Source organism: Candidatus Pelagibacter sp. PS_16 (genome assembly GCF_059417965.1).
In genome coordinates this window covers 706,201-725,054 of sequence record NZ_CM182074.1, presented here as the reverse complement: position 1 = coordinate 725,054, position 18,854 = coordinate 706,201, and the positions used below count along the sequence as shown (strand labels likewise).

18 protein-coding genes are annotated in these 18,854 nt (G+C 30.6%); 12 read left to right on the top strand and 6 right to left on the bottom strand.

Annotation, left to right across the window (positions count from 1 at the left end; translation table 11 throughout):
* Window positions 1-23 precede the first annotated feature (23 nt).
* From AC5SL0_RS03845 to AC5SL0_RS03835, 3 genes are read left to right on the top strand one after another with little or no spacing between them, the layout of a single operon-like run.
* On the top strand, window positions 24-1,961 hold the full coding sequence (locus AC5SL0_RS03845; RefSeq protein WP_494593932.1) for a ribonucleoside-diphosphate reductase subunit alpha: 1,938 nt from the start codon (window positions 24-26) through the stop codon (window positions 1,959-1,961).
* 5 nt (window positions 1,962-1,966) lie between these two features.
* Window positions 1,967-2,980 carry a ribonucleotide-diphosphate reductase subunit beta gene (locus AC5SL0_RS03840; protein WP_011282174.1) on the top strand — a complete coding sequence of 338 codons (1,014 nt, stop codon included), beginning with the start codon at window positions 1,967-1,969 and terminating at the stop codon, window positions 2,978-2,980.
* A gap of 4 nt (window positions 2,981-2,984) precedes the next feature.
* A complete protein-coding gene (locus AC5SL0_RS03835) occupies window positions 2,985-3,611 on the top strand; it encodes a class I SAM-dependent methyltransferase (RefSeq protein ID WP_494617856.1) in 627 nt (208 codons plus the stop codon).
* Here AC5SL0_RS03835 and AC5SL0_RS03830 read toward each other — a convergent pair whose 3' ends face one another.
* From AC5SL0_RS03830 to AC5SL0_RS03815, 4 genes are read right to left on the bottom strand one after another with little or no spacing between them, the layout of a single operon-like run.
* Window positions 3,612-4,736 carry a bifunctional 2-methylcitrate synthase/citrate synthase gene (locus AC5SL0_RS03830; protein ID WP_494617854.1) on the bottom strand — a complete coding sequence of 375 codons (1,125 nt, stop codon included), beginning with the start codon at window positions 4,734-4,736 and terminating at the stop codon, window positions 3,612-3,614.
* Window positions 4,736-5,632 carry a methylisocitrate lyase gene (prpB, locus tag AC5SL0_RS03825; RefSeq protein WP_494617852.1) on the bottom strand — a complete coding sequence of 299 codons (897 nt, stop codon included), beginning with the start codon at window positions 5,630-5,632 and terminating at the stop codon, window positions 4,736-4,738. The genes AC5SL0_RS03830 and prpB overlap by 1 nt, the downstream gene beginning before the upstream one ends.
* Window positions 5,632-7,134, bottom strand: a complete 1,503-nt coding sequence (locus tag AC5SL0_RS03820) for an MmgE/PrpD family protein (protein ID WP_494617850.1) — start codon at window positions 7,132-7,134, stop codon at window positions 5,632-5,634. The genes prpB and AC5SL0_RS03820 overlap by 1 nt, the downstream gene beginning before the upstream one ends.
* A gap of 50 nt (window positions 7,135-7,184) precedes the next feature.
* On the bottom strand, window positions 7,185-7,874 hold the full coding sequence (locus AC5SL0_RS03815) for an HAD hydrolase-like protein (RefSeq protein ID WP_494617848.1): 690 nt from the start codon (window positions 7,872-7,874) through the stop codon (window positions 7,185-7,187).
* A 70-nt stretch (window positions 7,875-7,944) separates the two neighbouring features.
* Here AC5SL0_RS03815 and AC5SL0_RS03810 point away from each other — a divergent pair, with 70 nt between their 5' ends.
* The 9 genes from AC5SL0_RS03810 to AC5SL0_RS03770 all read left to right on the top strand — a co-directional run bounded on the left by AC5SL0_RS03810 (window position 7,945) and on the right by AC5SL0_RS03770 (window position 18,286).
* Window positions 7,945-8,568, top strand: a complete 624-nt coding sequence (locus tag AC5SL0_RS03810; RefSeq protein WP_027307015.1) for a DapH/DapD/GlmU-related protein — start codon at window positions 7,945-7,947, stop codon at window positions 8,566-8,568.
* A 1-nt stretch (window position 8,569) separates the two neighbouring features.
* The gene (gene glmS / locus AC5SL0_RS03805; RefSeq protein ID WP_494617847.1) at window positions 8,570-10,390 is read left to right on the top strand and encodes a glutamine--fructose-6-phosphate transaminase (isomerizing); all 1,821 of its coding nucleotides are present in this window, start codon (window positions 8,570-8,572) and stop codon (window positions 10,388-10,390) included.
* Window positions 10,391-10,425: 35 nt separating this feature from the next.
* On the top strand, window positions 10,426-11,805 hold the full coding sequence (locus AC5SL0_RS03800; RefSeq protein ID WP_006996777.1) for a class II 3-deoxy-7-phosphoheptulonate synthase: 1,380 nt from the start codon (window positions 10,426-10,428) through the stop codon (window positions 11,803-11,805).
* Window positions 11,806-11,844: 39 nt separating this feature from the next.
* Window positions 11,845-12,582: an NAD(+) synthase gene (gene nadE / locus AC5SL0_RS03795; protein WP_271616368.1), complete on the top strand. Its 738-nt coding sequence runs from the start codon at window positions 11,845-11,847 to the stop codon at window positions 12,580-12,582.
* A 45-nt stretch (window positions 12,583-12,627) separates the two neighbouring features.
* Window positions 12,628-13,989, top strand: a complete 1,362-nt coding sequence (cysS, locus tag AC5SL0_RS03790) for a cysteine--tRNA ligase (RefSeq protein WP_494618758.1) — start codon at window positions 12,628-12,630, stop codon at window positions 13,987-13,989.
* The gene (cimA, locus tag AC5SL0_RS03785; RefSeq protein ID WP_494617845.1) at window positions 13,986-15,587 is read left to right on the top strand and encodes a citramalate synthase; all 1,602 of its coding nucleotides are present in this window, start codon (window positions 13,986-13,988) and stop codon (window positions 15,585-15,587) included. The genes cysS and cimA overlap by 4 nt, the downstream gene beginning before the upstream one ends.
* A complete protein-coding gene (locus tag AC5SL0_RS03780) occupies window positions 15,587-16,300 on the top strand; it encodes an RNA methyltransferase (protein WP_006996781.1) in 714 nt (237 codons plus the stop codon). Before cimA ends, AC5SL0_RS03780 begins: the two co-directional genes overlap by 1 nt.
* Window positions 16,301-16,340: 40 nt before the next feature.
* Window positions 16,341-16,958, top strand: a complete 618-nt coding sequence (gene rpsD, locus AC5SL0_RS03775; protein ID WP_006996782.1) for a 30S ribosomal protein S4 — start codon at window positions 16,341-16,343, stop codon at window positions 16,956-16,958.
* Between the two features lie 137 nt (window positions 16,959-17,095).
* Window positions 17,096-18,286, top strand: a complete 1,191-nt coding sequence (locus AC5SL0_RS03770; RefSeq protein WP_494587094.1) for a class I SAM-dependent methyltransferase — start codon at window positions 17,096-17,098, stop codon at window positions 18,284-18,286.
* A 4-nt stretch (window positions 18,287-18,290) separates the two neighbouring features.
* Here the strand turns inward: AC5SL0_RS03770 and grxD are convergent, their stop codons facing one another.
* Both grxD and AC5SL0_RS03760 read right to left on the bottom strand, forming a co-directional pair.
* Entirely contained in the window at window positions 18,291-18,623 is a 333-nt protein-coding gene (grxD, locus tag AC5SL0_RS03765) for a Grx4 family monothiol glutaredoxin (RefSeq protein ID WP_494617843.1), read from the bottom strand.
* A complete protein-coding gene (locus AC5SL0_RS03760; RefSeq protein ID WP_006996786.1) occupies window positions 18,623-18,853 on the bottom strand; it encodes a BolA/IbaG family iron-sulfur metabolism protein in 231 nt (76 codons plus the stop codon). Before AC5SL0_RS03760 ends, grxD begins: the two co-directional genes overlap by 1 nt.
* Window position 18,854: the final 1 nt, after the last annotated feature.

Sequence of the window (18,854 nt, the reverse complement as noted above, 5' to 3'; positions counted from 1 at the left end):
AAAAACTAAAATAAACTTAAAATATGAACAAAATTCTATCACAGGCACTCAAGAAAGCTGTCTCCGAATATAGCCCAGATAATAGCGAACTTTCAAAAAATAAAGGACCAGATTTATTTTCACTTAGCAATGACACTGAACTTTTTCAAAATGAAAAAGGTATCATTATTAAAATTGATAGATCAAGAGACAATAAATTAACAGACTTTGGTAGAGCAACTTTAAAAGATAGATATTTGGGTCATAATGAATCTTATCAAGATTTGTTTGCTCGTGTTGCAAGTTCATATGCAGATGACAATTTACATGCACAAAGAATTTATAACTACATCAGCAATTTGTGGTTCATGCCAGCAACTCCAGTTTTATCAAATGGAGGAACTAAAAGAGGTTTACCAATTTCATGTTTTTTAAATGAAGCATCAGACAGCTTAAATGGAATACTTGATTTATGGAGTGAGAATGTTTGGTTAGCTGCTAAAGGTGGTGGGATCGGAAGTTACTGGGGTAACCTTAGATCTATTGGAGAAAAAATTGGTAAAGTTGGAAAGACATCAGGAATAATTCCTTTTATTAAAGTAATGGACTCGTTGACGATGGCAATTAGTCAAGGTTCATTAAGAAGAGGATCTGCTGCTTGTTATCTTCCAATTGAACATCCTGAAATTGAAGAATTTATTGAAATGAGAAGACCCACAGGTGGAGATCCAAATAGAAAAGCTCTGAACCTTCATCATGGTGTTTTAGTATCTGATGCGTTTATGAGAGCAGTTGAGACAGATGAGCAGTGGGCACTAAAAAGTCCTGCTGATGGAACTGTTCAACAAACGATCTCTGCAAGAAATTTATGGATTAGATTATTAACTGCAAGAATTGAAACAGGTGAACCTTATATTATCTATATCGATACAGTTAACAGACAAATTCCACAACACCATAAGTTAGCAAATCTAACTGTTAAAACTTCTAATCTTTGTAGTGAGATCACATTACCTACTGGAATAGATAAAAATGGAAGAGATAGAACTGCTGTTTGTTGTTTATCATCTTTAAACTTAGAAAAGTATGATGAGTGGAAAGACGATAACGTTATGATCAATGATGTTATGAGATTTTTAGATAACGTATTAACTGATTTTATTGAAAGAGCTCCAGAGCAATTTGATGATGCAAAATATTCTGCTGAAAAAGAAAGAAGTGTTGGCCTAGGTGTTATGGGTTTCCATTCTTATTTGCAAAAGCATAGTATTCCACTTGAATCTGTGATGAGTAAAGCTTGGAATAAAAAGATATTCAAACATATTCAAGAACATGTTGATCAAGCCTCAAAAGATTTAGCTGATGAAAGAGGAGCTTGTCCAGATGCTGCTGACTATGGTTATAATGAAAGATTTTCTAACAAAACTGCGATTGCACCCACAGCTTCTATTTCTATTATCTGTGGTGGAGCATCCCCTGGAGTAGAGCCAGTTGCAGCAAATAGTTACACACACAAAACTTTATCTGGATCATTTAATGTTAGAAACAGATACTTAGTTGAATTATTAGAAAAACATGGGAAAAATACTGATGATGTTTGGTCTGGTATTACAACAAACCAAGGATCTGTTTCTCATTTAGATTTTTTAACTGATTTAGAAAAAGATGTTTTCAAAACTGCTTTTGAGTTGGATCAAAAATGGATTATTGAATTAAGTGGAGATAGAACGCCGTATATTTCTCAAGCTCAATCAATTAACTTATTCGTGCCAGCTGATATTCACAAAAGAGAATTACACAAAATTCATTTTGATGCTTGGAAAAAAGGTTTAAAGAGCCTTTATTACTGTAGATCAAAATCAATTCAACGTGCGGAAAATGTTAATGACACTAAAGCAACAGATGTTAACGCAAATGTTTACAAATCAAAACCACAAACAACTGAACAACCAGAATACGAGGAGTGCCTATCATGTCAGTAGAAAAAATGAATACTAAAATTATTCAACCACCAAAAGAGGAAATAGTTAAACCCCAAAAAATGGGACTACTAGTTGAAAACCCAGTTTACAAACCTTTTAGATATCCATGGTGTTATGATGCTTGGTTAACTCAACAAAGAATTCATTGGTTACCAGAGGAAGTGCCTCTTGGTGATGATGTTAGAGATTGGCAGAAAAATTTAACTCAGTCTGAAAAAAATTTATTAACACAAATTTTTAGATTTTTTACTCAAGCTGATGTTGAAGTGCAAAATTGTTATTTAAGACATTACACAACTGTGTTTAAACCTACAGAAGTTTTAATGATGATGACTGCTTTTGCTTCAATGGAAACAGTTCACATTGCAGCTTATTCTCATTTACTTGATACGATTGGAATGCCTGAGTCTGAATATTCTGCATTCATGAAATATAAAGAGATGAAAGATAAATATGACTACATGCAAAATTTTGACATGAGTTCAAAAAAAGATATTGCATTAACAGTAGCTGTATTTAGTGCGTTCACTGAAGGCTTACAATTGTTTGCAAGTTTTGCAATCTTACTTAACTTCCCAAGACATAATAAAATGAAAGGGATGGGCCAAATTGTTACTTGGTCAGTAAGAGATGAAACGTTGCACTGTAATTCTATGATTAGATTGTTTAAAGAGTTCATTCATGAGAACCCAGAAATCTGGACTCCTGAATTAAAAGCAGAACTTTACAAAGCATGTAGAACAATCATTGAGCATGAAGATGCTTTCATTGATTTAGCTTTTGAAATGGGTCCTATGCAAGGTCTTACAGCACAAGATGTAAAACTTTATATAAGATTTATTGCTAACAGAAGATTATCTCAGCTTGGATTAGAGCCAATTTATGATGTGGACAAAAATCCACTTACTTGGTTAGATTCTATGTTGAATGCGGTTGAGCATATGAACTTCTTTGAAGGTCGTTCTACTGAATATTCTAAAGCAGCAACTCAAGGAACTTGGACAGAAGCTTTTAGTTAATCTTTTGAAATATAAGAAATATTTTAGAAAAACTAGCCTTAAACAAGAAGGTATTGGAGAGCAATTTCTTAATGAAATAGCCTCCAAGAAACCTAAAAATTTCCTTGAGATTGGTGTGTTTCATGGTGTTACTGCACGAAATGTTTGTGAGTTATTACACAGCATTCATGGAAATGATTTCAAATATATAGGATTAGATTTGTTTGGTGAAAGTGCTGAAAATGCTAATGAAGTTATACCAAACACTAAGTTTAATAATCCGTTAAAGCAAATATATTTTAAATATATCTTAAGACAAGATCCATACTCAGTTGAGGCGGTAACCTATCTTTTAAAAAAATTTAAAGAAAATATTCATTTAATTAAAGGGAATTCAAATTTACTTTTAAAAAAGATGGATATGTCTCAAATTGACTATGTCTTTTTAGATGGAGGACATGCTTATGAGACGGTTAAAAATGATCTTCATTATTCAAAACCAGTTCTAGATAATAATGGAACTATTCTTTGTGATGACTATAACTTAAGTCAAGCACCAGGGGTTAAACAAGCCATAGATGAATTTGTTAGAGATAACAATCTCAAATCAGAAATTATTTTCGAAAGATTTGCTAAAATAGAAAAAAATTAATTATCTTTGGTTAAGCTGTATTACTTTTCTGTGCTTACTACCTTTATAACTTGCAAGTGGTCTAATTAATTTATTAGCAGCATGTTGTTCCATAATATGAGCTGACCAACCTGTAATTCTTGAAATTACAAATATTGGGGTAAAGAAATCAGTATCAAAACCCATTAAATGGTAAGTAGGTCCTGTTGGGTAATCAACATTTGGATAAATATTTTTTTCTTTAATCATTACCTTTTCAACAATGTCATAAATCTTTTCAAATGTTTTATCTTTTTTAATGATAGCTACTCTTTTAAAGTATTCTCTCATGGTTGGAACTCTTGAATCTCCACTTTTGTAAACTCTATGACCAAATCCCATCACTACATCTTTGTTTTTTAAAGCTTTAGTAATCCATTTTAAAGCATTCTCAGGCTTTTTAATTTTCTTCATCATGTGCATTACTTCTTCATTAGCGCCACCATGAAGAGGACCTTTTAAACTAGCAATCGCACCTGTGATTGCTCCATGAATGTCAGATAGACTACTGGTAATAGTTCTTGCAGTAAATGTTGATACGTTAAAACTATGCTCAGCGTATAAAATTAGTGATACATCGAAAGCTTTAACGATTTCTTTTTCAGGAACTTTCCCAAAGCACATATGGAAAAAGTTTTCAGAAAAAGTAAGATTTTTCTTTGGTGCTATAATTTTTTTTCCTTTTCGAAGTCTGTAAAAAGCAGCTAAGGCAGTAGGTGTTTTTGCAAGAATTCTAATCGCCTTTCTTAAATTTGCTTTTGGAGAGTTATCTTTAGTTTCTTTGTCTTCAAGACCCATGACACTAACAGCTGTTCTTGCAACATCCATTGGATGAGAATTTTTAGGTATTTTTTTTAAAATACTTAATAAATTTTTAGATAAAGTTATTTCTTTAGATAATTCTTTCTTAAATACTTTTAATTGTTTTTTATTAGGTAATTCTTTATTTAAAATTAAATATGCAACTTCTTCAAAATCACATCTTGCACATAAATCTTGAGCTGCATAACCTCTATAAGTAAGAGAGTTGATTTCTGGCATAACTTTTGAAATTTCTGTTTCATCAACAACTATCCCTAGTAAACCTTTTTTAATATCATCACTCATTATTCATGTCCTTCCGTACTAAAGTTATAAATTTTTTCATCTAACGAATTGTACTTTTCATATTCTACTAATTCGTAAAGTCTTTTTCTAGTTTGCATTTTATCAATAATGTTGTTCTGATGTCCATTCACAAAAATGTCTCTAAGACCATCTTCTACATTTTTCATGGCTAATCTTTGTGTAGTTACTGGATAAATCACAATATTATACCCAAAGTTTTCTAATTCTTTGTAATTGAATAGCTTAGATTTTCCAAATTCCGTCATATTCGCTAACAAGTAACAGGATAATTCTTTTCTAACTTTTTCAAAATCTTTTTCATCTTGCAAAGCTTCTGGGAAAATAATTTCAGCTCCAGCATCAATATATGCCTTACATCTATCAATCATCTTATCTATTCCCTCAACTCCTTTAGCATCAGATCTTGCTATAATCTTAAAATTTTCATCTTGTTTAGCTGCAACACATTCTTTAATTTTTTTAACCATTGCTTCTGTTGAAATTAATTCTTTGTTATCTAAGTGCCCACATCTTTTTCGTTCTACTTGATCTTCTAAGTGAACTGCTGACACCCCAAATTCTTCAAAAGTTTTAATAGTTTCTTCACAAGACTTAAAACCAGTGTCGATATCAACGATGGTAGGTAAACTTGTAACTCTAGATATTAAATAAGATCTAGTACTAACATCTTGCAGCGTAGTTAAACCTATATCAGGAAATCCTAAATCATTAGCCATAACTCCACCTGATACATAAACTGCATCATACCCAATTTCTTCAATTAGTTTTGCTGTTAGTGGGTTATAAGCACCAGGAACTCTTAAAATTTTATTTGATTTTAGTTTACTAACAAAGTCAGCTCTTTTTTGACTGGACTCTTTTTCTACAAAATGCATTAAAAAATTCCTTGTTTCGTATTTTTCTTTATCTGACTTCTTTTAACCTGGATGTTTAATTTATTTAACTCTCCAGCTTTCAGGTTTTTAAGATTTTGAACAACTTTTAAGAAACGTGCACTCTCTTTTTTATCTAAGATACCATCTGTTAACGTTAAAAACTTATTTATATAATTTTGTCTTTTAAACGGACGTGCTCCATATGGATGAGCATCTGCTCTATCTAATTGTTCTGTAATTTTTTTACCATTATTTAAAGTAACTACAACTCTTGCACCAAATGATTTATTTTTTGGATTAGGATCATGATATTTTTTAGTCCATTTTTTATCTTCAAACGTCGTAATTGATTTCCAAATTTTTATAGTACTTTTTCTATTAGCTCTTTGTTTAGTATATGATTTAACATGGTGCCAATCAGCATCCTCAAGTGCTACTGCAAAAATGTACATAATAGAGTGATCAAGTGTTTCTCTACTTGCATTAGGATCCATTTTTTGAGGATCATTTGCACCAGTTCCAATTACGTAATGAGTGTGATGACTTGTATAAATATCAATTTTTTTAATTTGATTTAAATTAGGAATTTTCTTATTAAGTTTTTTAGCAATATCTATTAGTGCTTGAGATTGATATTCAGCTGAATATTCTTTTGTATAGGTCTCAAGTATCGCTCTCTTAGATTCTTTTTTCTTAGGCAGAGGAACATTATATAAAGCTTTCTTCCCATCTAATATTCTAGCTATAACACTGTCTTCTCCTTCATAAATAGGACTTGGCGCACCTTCACCACGCATTGCTCTATCAACTGCTTCAATTGCAAGTTTACCAGCATGAGCAGGGGCGTAAGCTTTCCAACTAGAGATTTCACCTTTTCTAGATTGTCTTGTTGAAACTGTTGTATGTAGAGCTTGTTGAACTGCTTGATAAATTGTTTCAGTGTTAAGTTTTAACATTGTACCCAAACCTGCAGCAACACTTGGTCCTAAGTGTGCTATGTGATCTATTTTATGTTTATGCAAACAAATTCCTTTAACTAAATTAACCTGAACTTCATAACCTGTGATAATTCCTCTTAACAAATCTAGTCCACTTTTTTTAGTTTGTTGAGCAACACTTAAAATGGGTGGAATGTTATCTCCAGGATGACTGTAATCTTCTGCTAAAAAAGTATCATGAAAATCAAGCTCTCTAACAGCTGTTCCATTGGACCAAGCAGCCCATTCACAATCAAATTTTAATTTTGAATCAATACCAAATAAATTTGCACCATTTTTTCTAGGATGCTTTAGGGCCATTTCTCTTGAAGAGATAACCGCTCTTCTATTTAAAGAAGCAATGGCAACTGAAGCATTATCAATTATTCTATTAATAACCATCTCAATGGCTGCCTTATCTAACTTTGCATTATCAGAAGCAATTTCAGCAATTTTCCATGCTAATTGATTTTTTTTAGGTAAATCAATTTTTGATGGGTAAACTTTAACTCTATGTGAAATCATTAGGCCTCCTTAATTGTGCAAACCTATTAATAGTAAGAAAAAAAATTAAATCAATCTTTTAAGTAAGTTGAAACTATTTTTTCAACACCAATAAAGTCTTTTATTAAATGATTATGGTAAATTTCATTAGAATTTTTTTCCGTATAACCATTTTCTAATAAAATAACAGGAACAGAGGCAGCCATTGCTGCATTTGCATCAGTTTCACTATCCCCAAACATTAGAGATTTTTTTATATCACCCCCGATGATTTCAATTATACTTGTTATGTGTCTAGGATCGGGTTTGCAATAATCAAACGTATCTGAACCAGCAACGTACTCAAAGTAATCATAAATTCCAATCTTTTTTAAAAGATCAATTGCTAAGTGTTCTTGTTTATTGGTACAAACTGCCATTGAAATTTCTTTTTCTTTACACCATTTTAGAAATTCTTTTACCCCATTAATAAGTGTGCTTTCTTTAATAATATTTTTTCCATAAAAATTAACAAAATCTTTTACCATTTCAGCTTTAATTTTTTGATCATCAATTTTACCAAACTCTTTTTTTGCTTGTCCCCATATAGATCTACCAATCATTGCTCCAGCGCCTTGACCTACTAAATTTCTAATGTCAGCAGTAGATTTGGTAGGATAACCATATTTTCTCATTACATGATTATGAGCATTCATTAAATCAGGTGCGGTATCGACTAATGTTCCATCTAGGTCAAATAATATTGAGTATTTTTGAGTCATTAATAAAGTATTTTTAAGAAATAAATTGTGAATTAAGCTATCTATACACTTAATATAAAAATATTTCCAGATGAAACAAATAAATTCTAATATTGAACAAGAAAAACTTCGTAAATTTTTTATCAAGTCTGGTGTAAAGATGATTGGTCCTGAAACTATTTTTTTTTCAAAAGACACAAAGATTGGAAAAAACGTTACTATTAATCCATATGTAGTCATTGGGAAAAAAGTTAAAATTGGCAACAATGTAACCATCAATTCATTTTCACATTTAGAAGACTGTAAAATAAAAAATAAAGTTGAAGTCGGACCTTATGCACGACTAAGACCAGGAACTATTCTTGAAGAAGGATCAAAAATTGGAAATTTTGTAGAAGTTAAGAAAAGTTCAGTTGGGAAAAAATCAAAAATTAATCATTTATCCTACATTGGTGATAGTGAATTGGGTAAAGGTGTAAATGTTGGAGCTGGTACAATTACCTGCAATTATGACGGTGTTAAAAAAAGTAAAACAAAAATTAGAGATAATGTATTTATAGGATCTAACTCATCATTAGTTGCACCAATTACTCTTGAAAAAAATAGTATTGTTGGGGCAGGATCAGTTATTACAAAGAAAGTTAAAAAAAATTCATTAGCTTTAACTAGAAGCGCTCAAACAGAAGTTAAAAACTATAAAAGAAGAACGAAATAAAATGTGTGGAATAATAGGTATAGCTAGTAATAAACCGGTTTCATCTACAATTATTAATTCTCTTAAAAAATTAGAATATAGAGGATACGACTCTGCAGGAATTGCCACATTATCAAATGGAATTGTAAGTGAAGCAAAATCAGAAGGTAGAGTTGATATTTTAGAAAAAAACCTTGCTGTTAAGAATATGTCAGGCCCCATTGGAATTGGGCATGTTAGATGGGCAACGCACGGTATTCCAAATACTATTAATGCACATCCTCATTCTTCAGAGAGTGTATCGGTTGTACATAATGGGATTATTGAAAATTCTACACTTTTAAAAAAGTATTTAATAAACAAGGGTCATGTATTTAAATCTCAAACAGATACTGAGGTAATTGTACATTTAATAACAGAGTATTTAAAAGAACTAAATTTAAAAGAGGCAATTATTAAAACCCTTAAACAATTACATGGAAGTTTTGCTTTAGGTATAATTTTTAAAGATCAACCAAATCTTATAGTGGGTGCTAGAAGAGGGTCTCCACTTGCAGTTGGCTATGGTCCTAACGAAAATTATCTAGGCTCAGACTCTTACGCTTTAAAGTCTATGACTAATAAAATTTCATATTTAAATGATGGAGAGTTTTGCATTATAAAAAAAGACCAAGTTGAGTTTTTTGATGAAGAAGGCTTAAAAGTTAATAAGAAAGTTTTAGAATTATCTTCAAAAGAACAGGATTATGACAAAGGTGATTTTAAACATTTTATGGCAAAAGAGATTGAAGAACAGCCAACAACATTAAAGAACTGTATAAACGAGTATGTTGATACAATTAACAACGACATCAACATCTATAATTTTCCATGGAATATTAAGGAAATTTCTTCAGTTACTTTAATTGGTTGTGGTACAGCTTATCACTCTTGTTTAATGGCAAAGTATTGGTTTGAAGAAAATACTACACTTGATGTAACAATTGATATTGCATCCGAGTTTAGATACCGAAAAAATAGATTTAAAGATGATAATTTATATATTTTTGTTTCTCAGTCTGGTGAAACTGCAGACACTTATGCGGCCCTAGATTTATGTAATAAAAACAACATGAAAACTTGTAGTGTAGTTAATGTTATAGAAAGCTCTATTGCAAGGGACTCTAACTTTGTTTTACCCATTCATTGTGGGCAAGAAATTGGTGTTGCATCCACAAAAGCTTTTATGGGTCAAATGTTGGTTTTATATATTTTAATATTAAAATTAGGAATTTTAAGAAAAGACTTGGATAAAGATTTATTTTTAAACAAAATTAAAGATTTAAAATTATTACCTAAATTAGTTGAGCAAACTTTACTAACAGAAAGTAAAATCCAGACAGTCTCAAGCTCATTTACTGATGCAAAAGGTTCGATGTTTTTAGGGAGAGGCTTTTCTTACCCAATTGCATTAGAAGGGGCGTTAAAATTAAAAGAATTAGCTTACGTTCATGCTGAAGGGTACCCTGCAGGTGAGATGAAACATGGTCCATTAGCCTTAATTGAAGATGGAATGCCAGTTGTTGTCTTAGCTCCAAGAGATAATTATTATAAAAAAACAATTTCCAATATGCAGGAAGTAATAGCAAGAGGGGCTAAAGTTTTATTGATTACTAACAAGAGCAAAGACGAAGTTTTTTCAGAAAATATTTGGGAAACGGTATTAGTTGAAAGTGCCAATGATGACTTATTACCTTTTTTATTAACTGTTCCATTGCAAAAATTAGCTTATTATTCAGCTCTTAAAAAAGGGTATGACATTGATAAACCTAGAAATTTAGCAAAATCAGTCACAGTTGAATAATAATTAAACTCTGCTACAACACCCCTAGGTTGAATATGAAAAATTGGAAAATAAATAGCTGGAGAAATTATCCTGTAAAACACATTCCTGAATATCCCGATCAAAAAGAATTGGATGGTGTTTTAAGTAAAATTAAAGATTTCCCACCATTAGTTTTTGCTGGTGAGACGAGACATTTAAAAGAACAATTAGCTGATGTTGTCGATGGAAAAGCTTTTTTATTACAAGGTGGAGATTGTGCAGAAAGTTTTGCAGAATTTCATCCTGATAACATTAGAGATACATTTAAACTGATACTGCAAATGTCGTTAGTGCTTACTTATTCGGCATCATTACCAGTTATTAAACTTGGAAGAATTGCTGGACAGTTTTCCAAACCAAGAAGTTCTCCTGTTGAAAATATTGATGGTGTTGAACTGCCTAGTTACTTAGGTGATAATATTAATGGAATGGAATTTAATGAAAAATCAAGAGTTCCTGATCCAAAAAGACTTTTTAAAGCTTATTCTCAATCTGCATCAACGCTTAACCTTATAAGAGCCTTCTCTCATGGAGGTTTTGCTGATCTTAAAAAAGTACATACTTGGAACTTAGGGTTTATTAAAAACTCTCCAGCTGCAAAAAAATTTAAAGATTTAGAAGATAGAATTGCAGATGCCTTAGCATTTATGGATGCTTGTGGAATTAATTCTGACTTTAATAGAAGATTAAAAACAGTAAACTTTTGGACTTCACATGAGGCTTTATTACTTCCTTTTGAACAAGCAATGACAAGAGTAGATTCTACTACAGGTGAATATCACGATACCTCAGCTCACTTTGTTTGGATAGGAGATAGAACAAGACAACTAGATGGTGGACATGTTGAGTTTTGTAGAGGAATTGAAAATCCAATTGGAATTAAATGTGGACCAACATTAAAAGCTGAAGACTTGATAAACCTTTGTAATAAAATTAATCCAACAAATGAAAAAGGTAAAATAACTTTAATTTCTAGATTTGGTCATGAAAATGTTTCTAAATTTTTACCAAAATTAATTAGAGCAATTAAAAAAGAAGGTTTAAATGTAATATGGTCATGTGATCCTTGTCATGGAAATACAATTAAAGCTACAACTGGATTTAAAACAAGACCATTTAATAGTGTTGTCAAAGAAGTAAAAAATGTTTTTGAATGTCACCAAAGTGAAGGAAGTTATGCAGGTGGATTACACATTGAAATGACCGGTCAAGACGTTACTGAATGCACAGGGGGTGCTCAGAAAATATCTGACCAAGATTTATCTAGCCGTTACCACACTCATTGCGATCCAAGACTTAATGCTAACCAAGCGTTAGAGTTAGCTTTTTTAATTTCTGATGAGATTAAAAAAAATGCTGCTTATTCTAAAAAAAATATTAAAGCGGCATCTTAAAGCATTGTATTGAATACAATTTCGTTTAAATTTTAGGAAATGAAACCATTAGAAAAAGCACAATTTATAAGTAATTGGATTAAAGATTATGTGAACAAGATGCCAAGTAAGGCTCAATCTTTAATCATTGGAATTTCTGGGGGAATAGATTCTTCTGTATCAAGTACATTGAGCGCAATGACAGGTATTAAAACAATTGTTTTATCAATGCCCATTAAACAAAAATCATCACAACATGACTTAAGCTTAAAACATCAAGAATGGCTTGTTAAAAACTTTGATAATGTTGAAGCGCACACAATAAATTTAGATAAATTATTTGAAACCTTTGAGAGTACGTTATCAAATTTTGATAGTGAACTTGGAATGGCAAATTCTAGAGCAAGAATTAGAATGACCACTCTTTATCAAGTAGCAGCTGCAAACAAAGGTATTGTGGTTGGTACTGGAAATAAAGTTGAGGATTTTGGAGTGGGGTTTTATACAAAATATGGAGATGGTGGAGTTGATATATCCCCTATTGCGGATTGTAATAAATCAGAAGTATGGGAAATAGGTAAATCTATTAATATTCTTCAAGAGATAATTGATGCTGCTCCAACAGATGGATTATGGGATGATGGCAGAACTGATGAAGGTCAGTTAGGTCTTAAATACGAGGAATTAGAAGAAGCTATGAACAATGTTAATTCAATAAATCGTCAAAAATACGAAAAAATAAGAAAGATGAACTTGCATAAAATGGAACCAATCCCAGTTTGCAAGATTCCCAACTAATCTTATAGATTCACAAATCTATAATTAAAGTATAATTCTAAGATAATAAACATGGATATTTTTTTAACAAATAATCTAAAGAATAAAAAAGAAAAATTTGTTCCTATAAATAAAGAAAACATTGGAATGTATGTTTGTGGTCCAACTGTTTATGACAACCCACACATAGGTAATGCTAGACCTCTTGTTATTTTTGATATTTTGTTCAAAGTTTTAAAATCAAAATATGGTCATGATAAAATAAATTATATAAGAAATATTACAGATGTTGATGATAAGATAATTAAATCAGCAAAAGAAAAAAATCTTTCAATATCTGAATTAACAAACAATGTTATTAAAGATTTTAATGATGATTGTAATTACTTAAATTTAGATAATCCAACCCAACAGCCAAAAGCTACAGATCATATTGATCTCATGATTAAAATGATATCAACTTTAATAGAAAAAGATTTTGCCTATGAGGCAAACAACCATGTTTATTTTGAAGTTAGCAAATTTGATGATTATGGAAAGCTATCGAATAAGAAATTAGAAGATTTAATTGCAGGATCTAGAGTAGAAGTTTCAGATAATAAAAAAAAATCAGAAGATTTTGTTTTATGGAAACCCTCTAAGGATGATGAGCCTTCTTGGGATTCTTCTTGGGGTAAAGGAAGACCTGGTTGGCATTTAGAATGTTCAGCAATGTCAAAGAAATACCTAGGAAACGTATTTGATATTCATGGTGGAGGAATTGATCTAATTTTTCCACATCACGAAAATGAAATTGCACAATCAAGATGTGCGAATGATAGTAAAGTTTTTGCAAATTATTGGATCCATAACGCATTTATTACTATGTCCAATGAAAAAATGGCTAAATCAACTGGCAACATACTTAAGATTAAAGATTTTAAAGATAATGTTGATGGACAAGTTTTAAAACTTGCTCTTATGAGTGCTCACTACAAACAACCATTAGACTGGAACGAAAAGCTCTTGGAAGATTGCAAAAATACTATTGATAAATGGTATGAAGTTTATTCACTCCCAAAAGACAAAATAGTTTTAGATGAAGATATTTTGTCTCCATTATATGATGATTTGAATACACCTGGCTACATTGCAAAGTTACATCAACTTTATGATAAGGCCTTAAAAGGAGGAAATGAAGAGAAAAGTTTATTTGTATTAGCGTGTAATTTTATTGGCATTTTAAATAAAACAAAAGAAGAGTGGATTGAATTTAAAAAGAAAAAATCATCCATTAATGAAGATGATATTTTAGAAATGATTTCACTTAGAAACAAAGCAAGAGAAGATAAGAATTATAAAGAAGCTGATATTATTAGAGATAAGCTTTTAGATAAAGGGGTTTTAATAGAAGACAAAGATGGTAAAACAATTTGGAAACTAAAATGAGTAAAGAACAACTTTTTATATTTGATACAACATTAAGAGATGGTGCACAAACACAAGGTGTAGACTTTTCTGTAGATGATAAATTGAAAATTGCCTCAGCTTTAGATAATTTAGGTGTTGATTATATTGAGGGTGGGTGGCCAGGAGCCAACCCTACGGATACTGAATTTTTTCAAAAAAAACATTCATTTAATAATGCTAAACTAACATCTTTTGGTATGACCAAAAGAACTGGTCGTAGTGCCGATAATGATCCTGGACTATCAGCACTTTTAAACTCAAACACACCGGCAGTTTGTATTGTAGGAAAATCTTGGGATTTTCATGTTGATATAGCACTTGGGATTTCTAATGAAGAAAACTTAGAAAACATTAAAGAGACAGCAAAACACTTTGTTAAAATGAATAAAGAATTCATGTTTGATGCAGAACATTTCTTTGATGGATACAAAGCCAATCCAAATTATGCTTTATCATGTCTTAAAGCAGCATTTGATGAGGGAGCAAGGTGGATTGTTTTATGTGACACTAATGGTGGAACCTTACCTCATGAAATTACAAAAATAGTTACAGAAGTTTCTAAAACTATACCTGGAAAAAATTTAGGGATACATGCACACAATGATACTGGTAATGCAGTTGCGAATTCTTTAGCTGCAGTTTGGGCTGGAGTTAGACAGGTGCAAGGAACCATTAATGGTTTAGGTGAAAGGTGTGGTAATGCTAATTTAATGTCACTAATCCCTACTTTTTTTTTAAAAGAAGATTTTGCAACTAATTTTGAATTAAAAATTAAACCAGACAATATTAAAAAATTAACAGAATGTTCTAGATTACTGGATGAAATTTTAAATAGAAAACCTAACAAACATCTTCCATACGTTGGTGCTGCTGCTTTTTCTCATAAAGGTGGCCTTCATGTATCAGCGGTTCAAAAAGATCCAAAAACTTACGAACATATTGATCCAGTAGAAGTTGGAAATTCTCGAAACATAGTAGTTTCAGATCAATCTGGAAAATCCAATATAATCTCAAGATTAAAAATTATTGGTATAGAAATAGAGGAGAGTGACCCTAAAATTAAAAAACTTTTAGATGAAGTAAAAGATAGAGAATTTATAGGCTATAGTTATGATGGTGCTGACGCATCTTTTGAATTATTAGCCAGAAGGATTATTAGCAAAATACCAAGGTATATATTGATTAAAGAATATGATGTTTCTGTTAAAAAAGATTCATCAGGCACAATTGTTTCTTCTGCAAAAGCTCAGCTTGAAGTTGATGGTGAAAAAATTATGTGTACCGGTGAAGGAAATGGTCCTGTTAATGCACTAGATAATGCTATTAGACAAAATGTAGATCGATTAAATAAATACTCTAAATATTTAAAAGATTTAAAATTAGTTGATTATAAAGTTAGAATTTTAAATACAGGTACTGAGGCAATCACTAGAGTTTCAATAGAAAGCACAGACTCAAAAGGCAAAAATTGGTTCACCATTGGTGTTTCAGCAAATATAATTGATGCTTCATTTAAAGCATTGGTGGATAGTTTAGATTATAAATTATTTAAAGATAAAGCTCCAGCAAGTCTTTAATGTCTTTTAGCAATATATCATTTATCTTACATCAACCTCAATTATCTGAAAATATTGGAGCCTGTGCGAGAGCTCTTAAAAACTTTAATTTTAAAAAGCTAGTTATTGTTAAACCAAAACCAATTTTTCCAAATGATAAAATTTTAGCAACGTCAGTTGGTGCAAAAAATCTAATTATTAATGCTAAAGTACATGAAACTTTAGAATCTGCTGTAAAAAAAGTAGATTGTGTTATTGCAACATCTGCAAGATTTAGAAATAAAAATATTAAACATATTAATTTAGACGATTTAAAAAAAATTGATTTTAATAAAAAGATAGCTTTTTTATTTGGTTCTGAGGCGTCTGGTTTATCTAATAATGAGATCAGTTATGCTAATTACACTATGCAAATTCCAACTAACCCTGATTTTAAATCTTTAAACCTGTCACATAGTGTTATTATTATTGCTCATACAGTAGCAAGCATCATTAATCTAAAAGGTGTAAAATATTCTAAATCAAAAAAAGTAACCTTAGCTAGCAAAAAGGATATTCAAGCTATGACTAACTTGTGCATCAAAAAACTAGAGGAAAAACACTTTTTTAAACCCTTGGAGAAGAGACCTATTATGCTTGAAAACTTAAGAAGCATTTTTTCTAAAATGGAGCTTTCTGAGAAAGAAACACGTATTTTATCCAGTGTATTTGCAAGTTTGTCCAAAAAAGGTTGATTGACAAAATAATGAGTAAGTTTATAAACCCACCTATCAAATGACAAAAAGAATAAGCGCTAAACATAAAATAGATAGAAGGTTAAAAATTAACCTATGGGGCAGACCCAAAAGTCCTTTTAATAAAAGGGATTATGGTCCAGGACAACATGGACAAGGTAGAAAAGGAAAACCTTCTGATTACGGAATTCAGCTACAAGCTAAACAAAAATTAAAAGGTTACTACGGTAACATTAACGAAAGACAATTCAGAAATATTTATAAAAAAGCTACCATGTTAAAAGGGGATACCGGTGAAAATTTAATTGGTTTGCTTGAAAGAAGATTAGATTCTGTTGTTTATAGAGCAAGATTTTCAACAACAGTATTTTCAGCGAGACAACTTATTAACCATGGTCACGTAAGAGTTAACGGTAAAAAAGTTAACATTGGAAGTTACGTTGTTAAAGAAGAAGATATAATTGAAATTAGAGATAAATCTAAACAGTTGGCTATAATTGATATTGCTCTAGCTAGTAAAGAAAGAGAAACTCCTGAATACATTAATTTAGATGAAAAAAATAAAAAAGTTACTTTTGTTAGAACACCTAAGTTCGACGAAGTTCCTTATCCAGTAATAATGGAACCTAATCTAGTAATTGAATATTACTCTAGATAATAAATATCCTTTTTTTTAAATAATTCTTTTAATATTGTTCTTAAAATTCCAATAAAATTGTGAATTAATCCTAAGTGAATTTTACATAAATTCATTATATATTTTTTCTTATAAATAAAATTTTTATGAGATTTTAAATGCAACTGGCAAGATATCTAAATAAATTGTTCCAGAAAGATGGTTTTTTATTAATTGATGCAAATTCTAATAAATATATCATAGGCACACCAAAAAATAAAACTCCAATTACAGTTAAGATTTTAGATAAGAAACTCCATTATAAATTATTTTTTAGGCCAGATTTATATTTTGGAGAAGCTTATTCTAATGGAGATATACAAATTGAAAACGGAAGTTTAACTGATTTCTTAGATATAGCGCTTATGAATATAGGAAGAGGTGAATTAAATTTTTTTAGTATGTTGATAAATAAGCTTTATGGATCTTATAGATATTTAACAAACTTTAACTTTATAAAAAAATCAAAAATGAATGTGGCACATCATTATGATCTCTCAGATGATTTATACAGTTTATTTTTAGATCCTAAAAAACAATACTCGTGTGGGTATTTTATAAATGAAAATGATACTTTAGAAGATGCTCAAAATAATAAAATACAACACATAATAAAAAAACTTAATATAAAGCCAAATCAAAAAGTTCTTGATATAGGTTGTGGCTGGGGATCTTTAGCTATTGATATTGCAAAAAGTAATAATTGTGAAGTTACAGGGATTACTCTATCTGAAAATCAGTTTAACTACTGTGTTAAAAAAGCCAAAAAACTTAATTTAGAAAACCAAGTTACCTTTAAATTAATAGATTATCGTCAGTTAGATGAAAAGTTTGATAGAATTGTAAGTGTTGGAATGTTTGAACATGTGGGTAGGAAGTTTTATAAAAATTTTTTTAAGAAGATTAATAATTTGCTTAATGATGATGGTGTTTCACTAGTTCACACTATTGGCTCAGTTAATCCTCCTAGAGACCCACACCCTTGGATAACTAAGTATATTTTTCCAGGTGGTTATACGCCTAGTCTCAGTGAGGTGGTAACACCTGTTGAGAAAGCTGGATTAATAGTATCTGACATAGAGGTTCTTAAATTACATTATGCTCACACTCTAAGGCACTGGAAAGAAAATTGTATTAAAAATAAAATCCAAATAATTAATATGTTTGATGAAAAGTTTTTTAGGATGTGGGAATTTTATTTAGCTAGCTGTGAAAGTGCTTTTAAATGGGGAGATCAAGTTGTTTATCAGTTCCAACTAACAAAGAACTATATGTCAACTCCTAATACTAGAGATTATATTTATAAGTAATAAATTATTTTTTAAAATTAATTCCTTTATCCTCAAGAACTTTTTTGAGCTCACCGTTTTCATACATTTCCTTAACGATGTCACAGCCACCAACAAATTGACCTTTAATATAAACTTGTGGAATAGTAGGCCAGTCACTAAATTCTTTTATACCTTCTCTCAAAGACTGAGACTCAAGAACATTTATTCCTTTGTAATTTACTTCTAAAATTTTTAACATATTTGACACAGCCATAGAAAATCCACATTGAGGAGCATCTGGCGTTCCTTTCATAAATAAACATACTTCGTTGGTGTCTATATGAGTTTGAATTAAATTTTTTGTGCTATCGTCCATTATTGTTCCTTTGTTTTAATTGCTAATGCATGAAGTTCGTTACCCATTTTCCCTTTTAAAGAATTGTATACCATTTTGTGTTGTTCAATTTTACTTTTTCCTGAAAATTCTTTAGACGTTATCGTTGCTGAGTAGTGATTGCTATCTCCAGCAAGATCTTGAATTTCTATTATAGCATCTGGTAAAGCTTCTTTAATGAGTGTTTCAACTTCTTTTATATCCATTGCCATT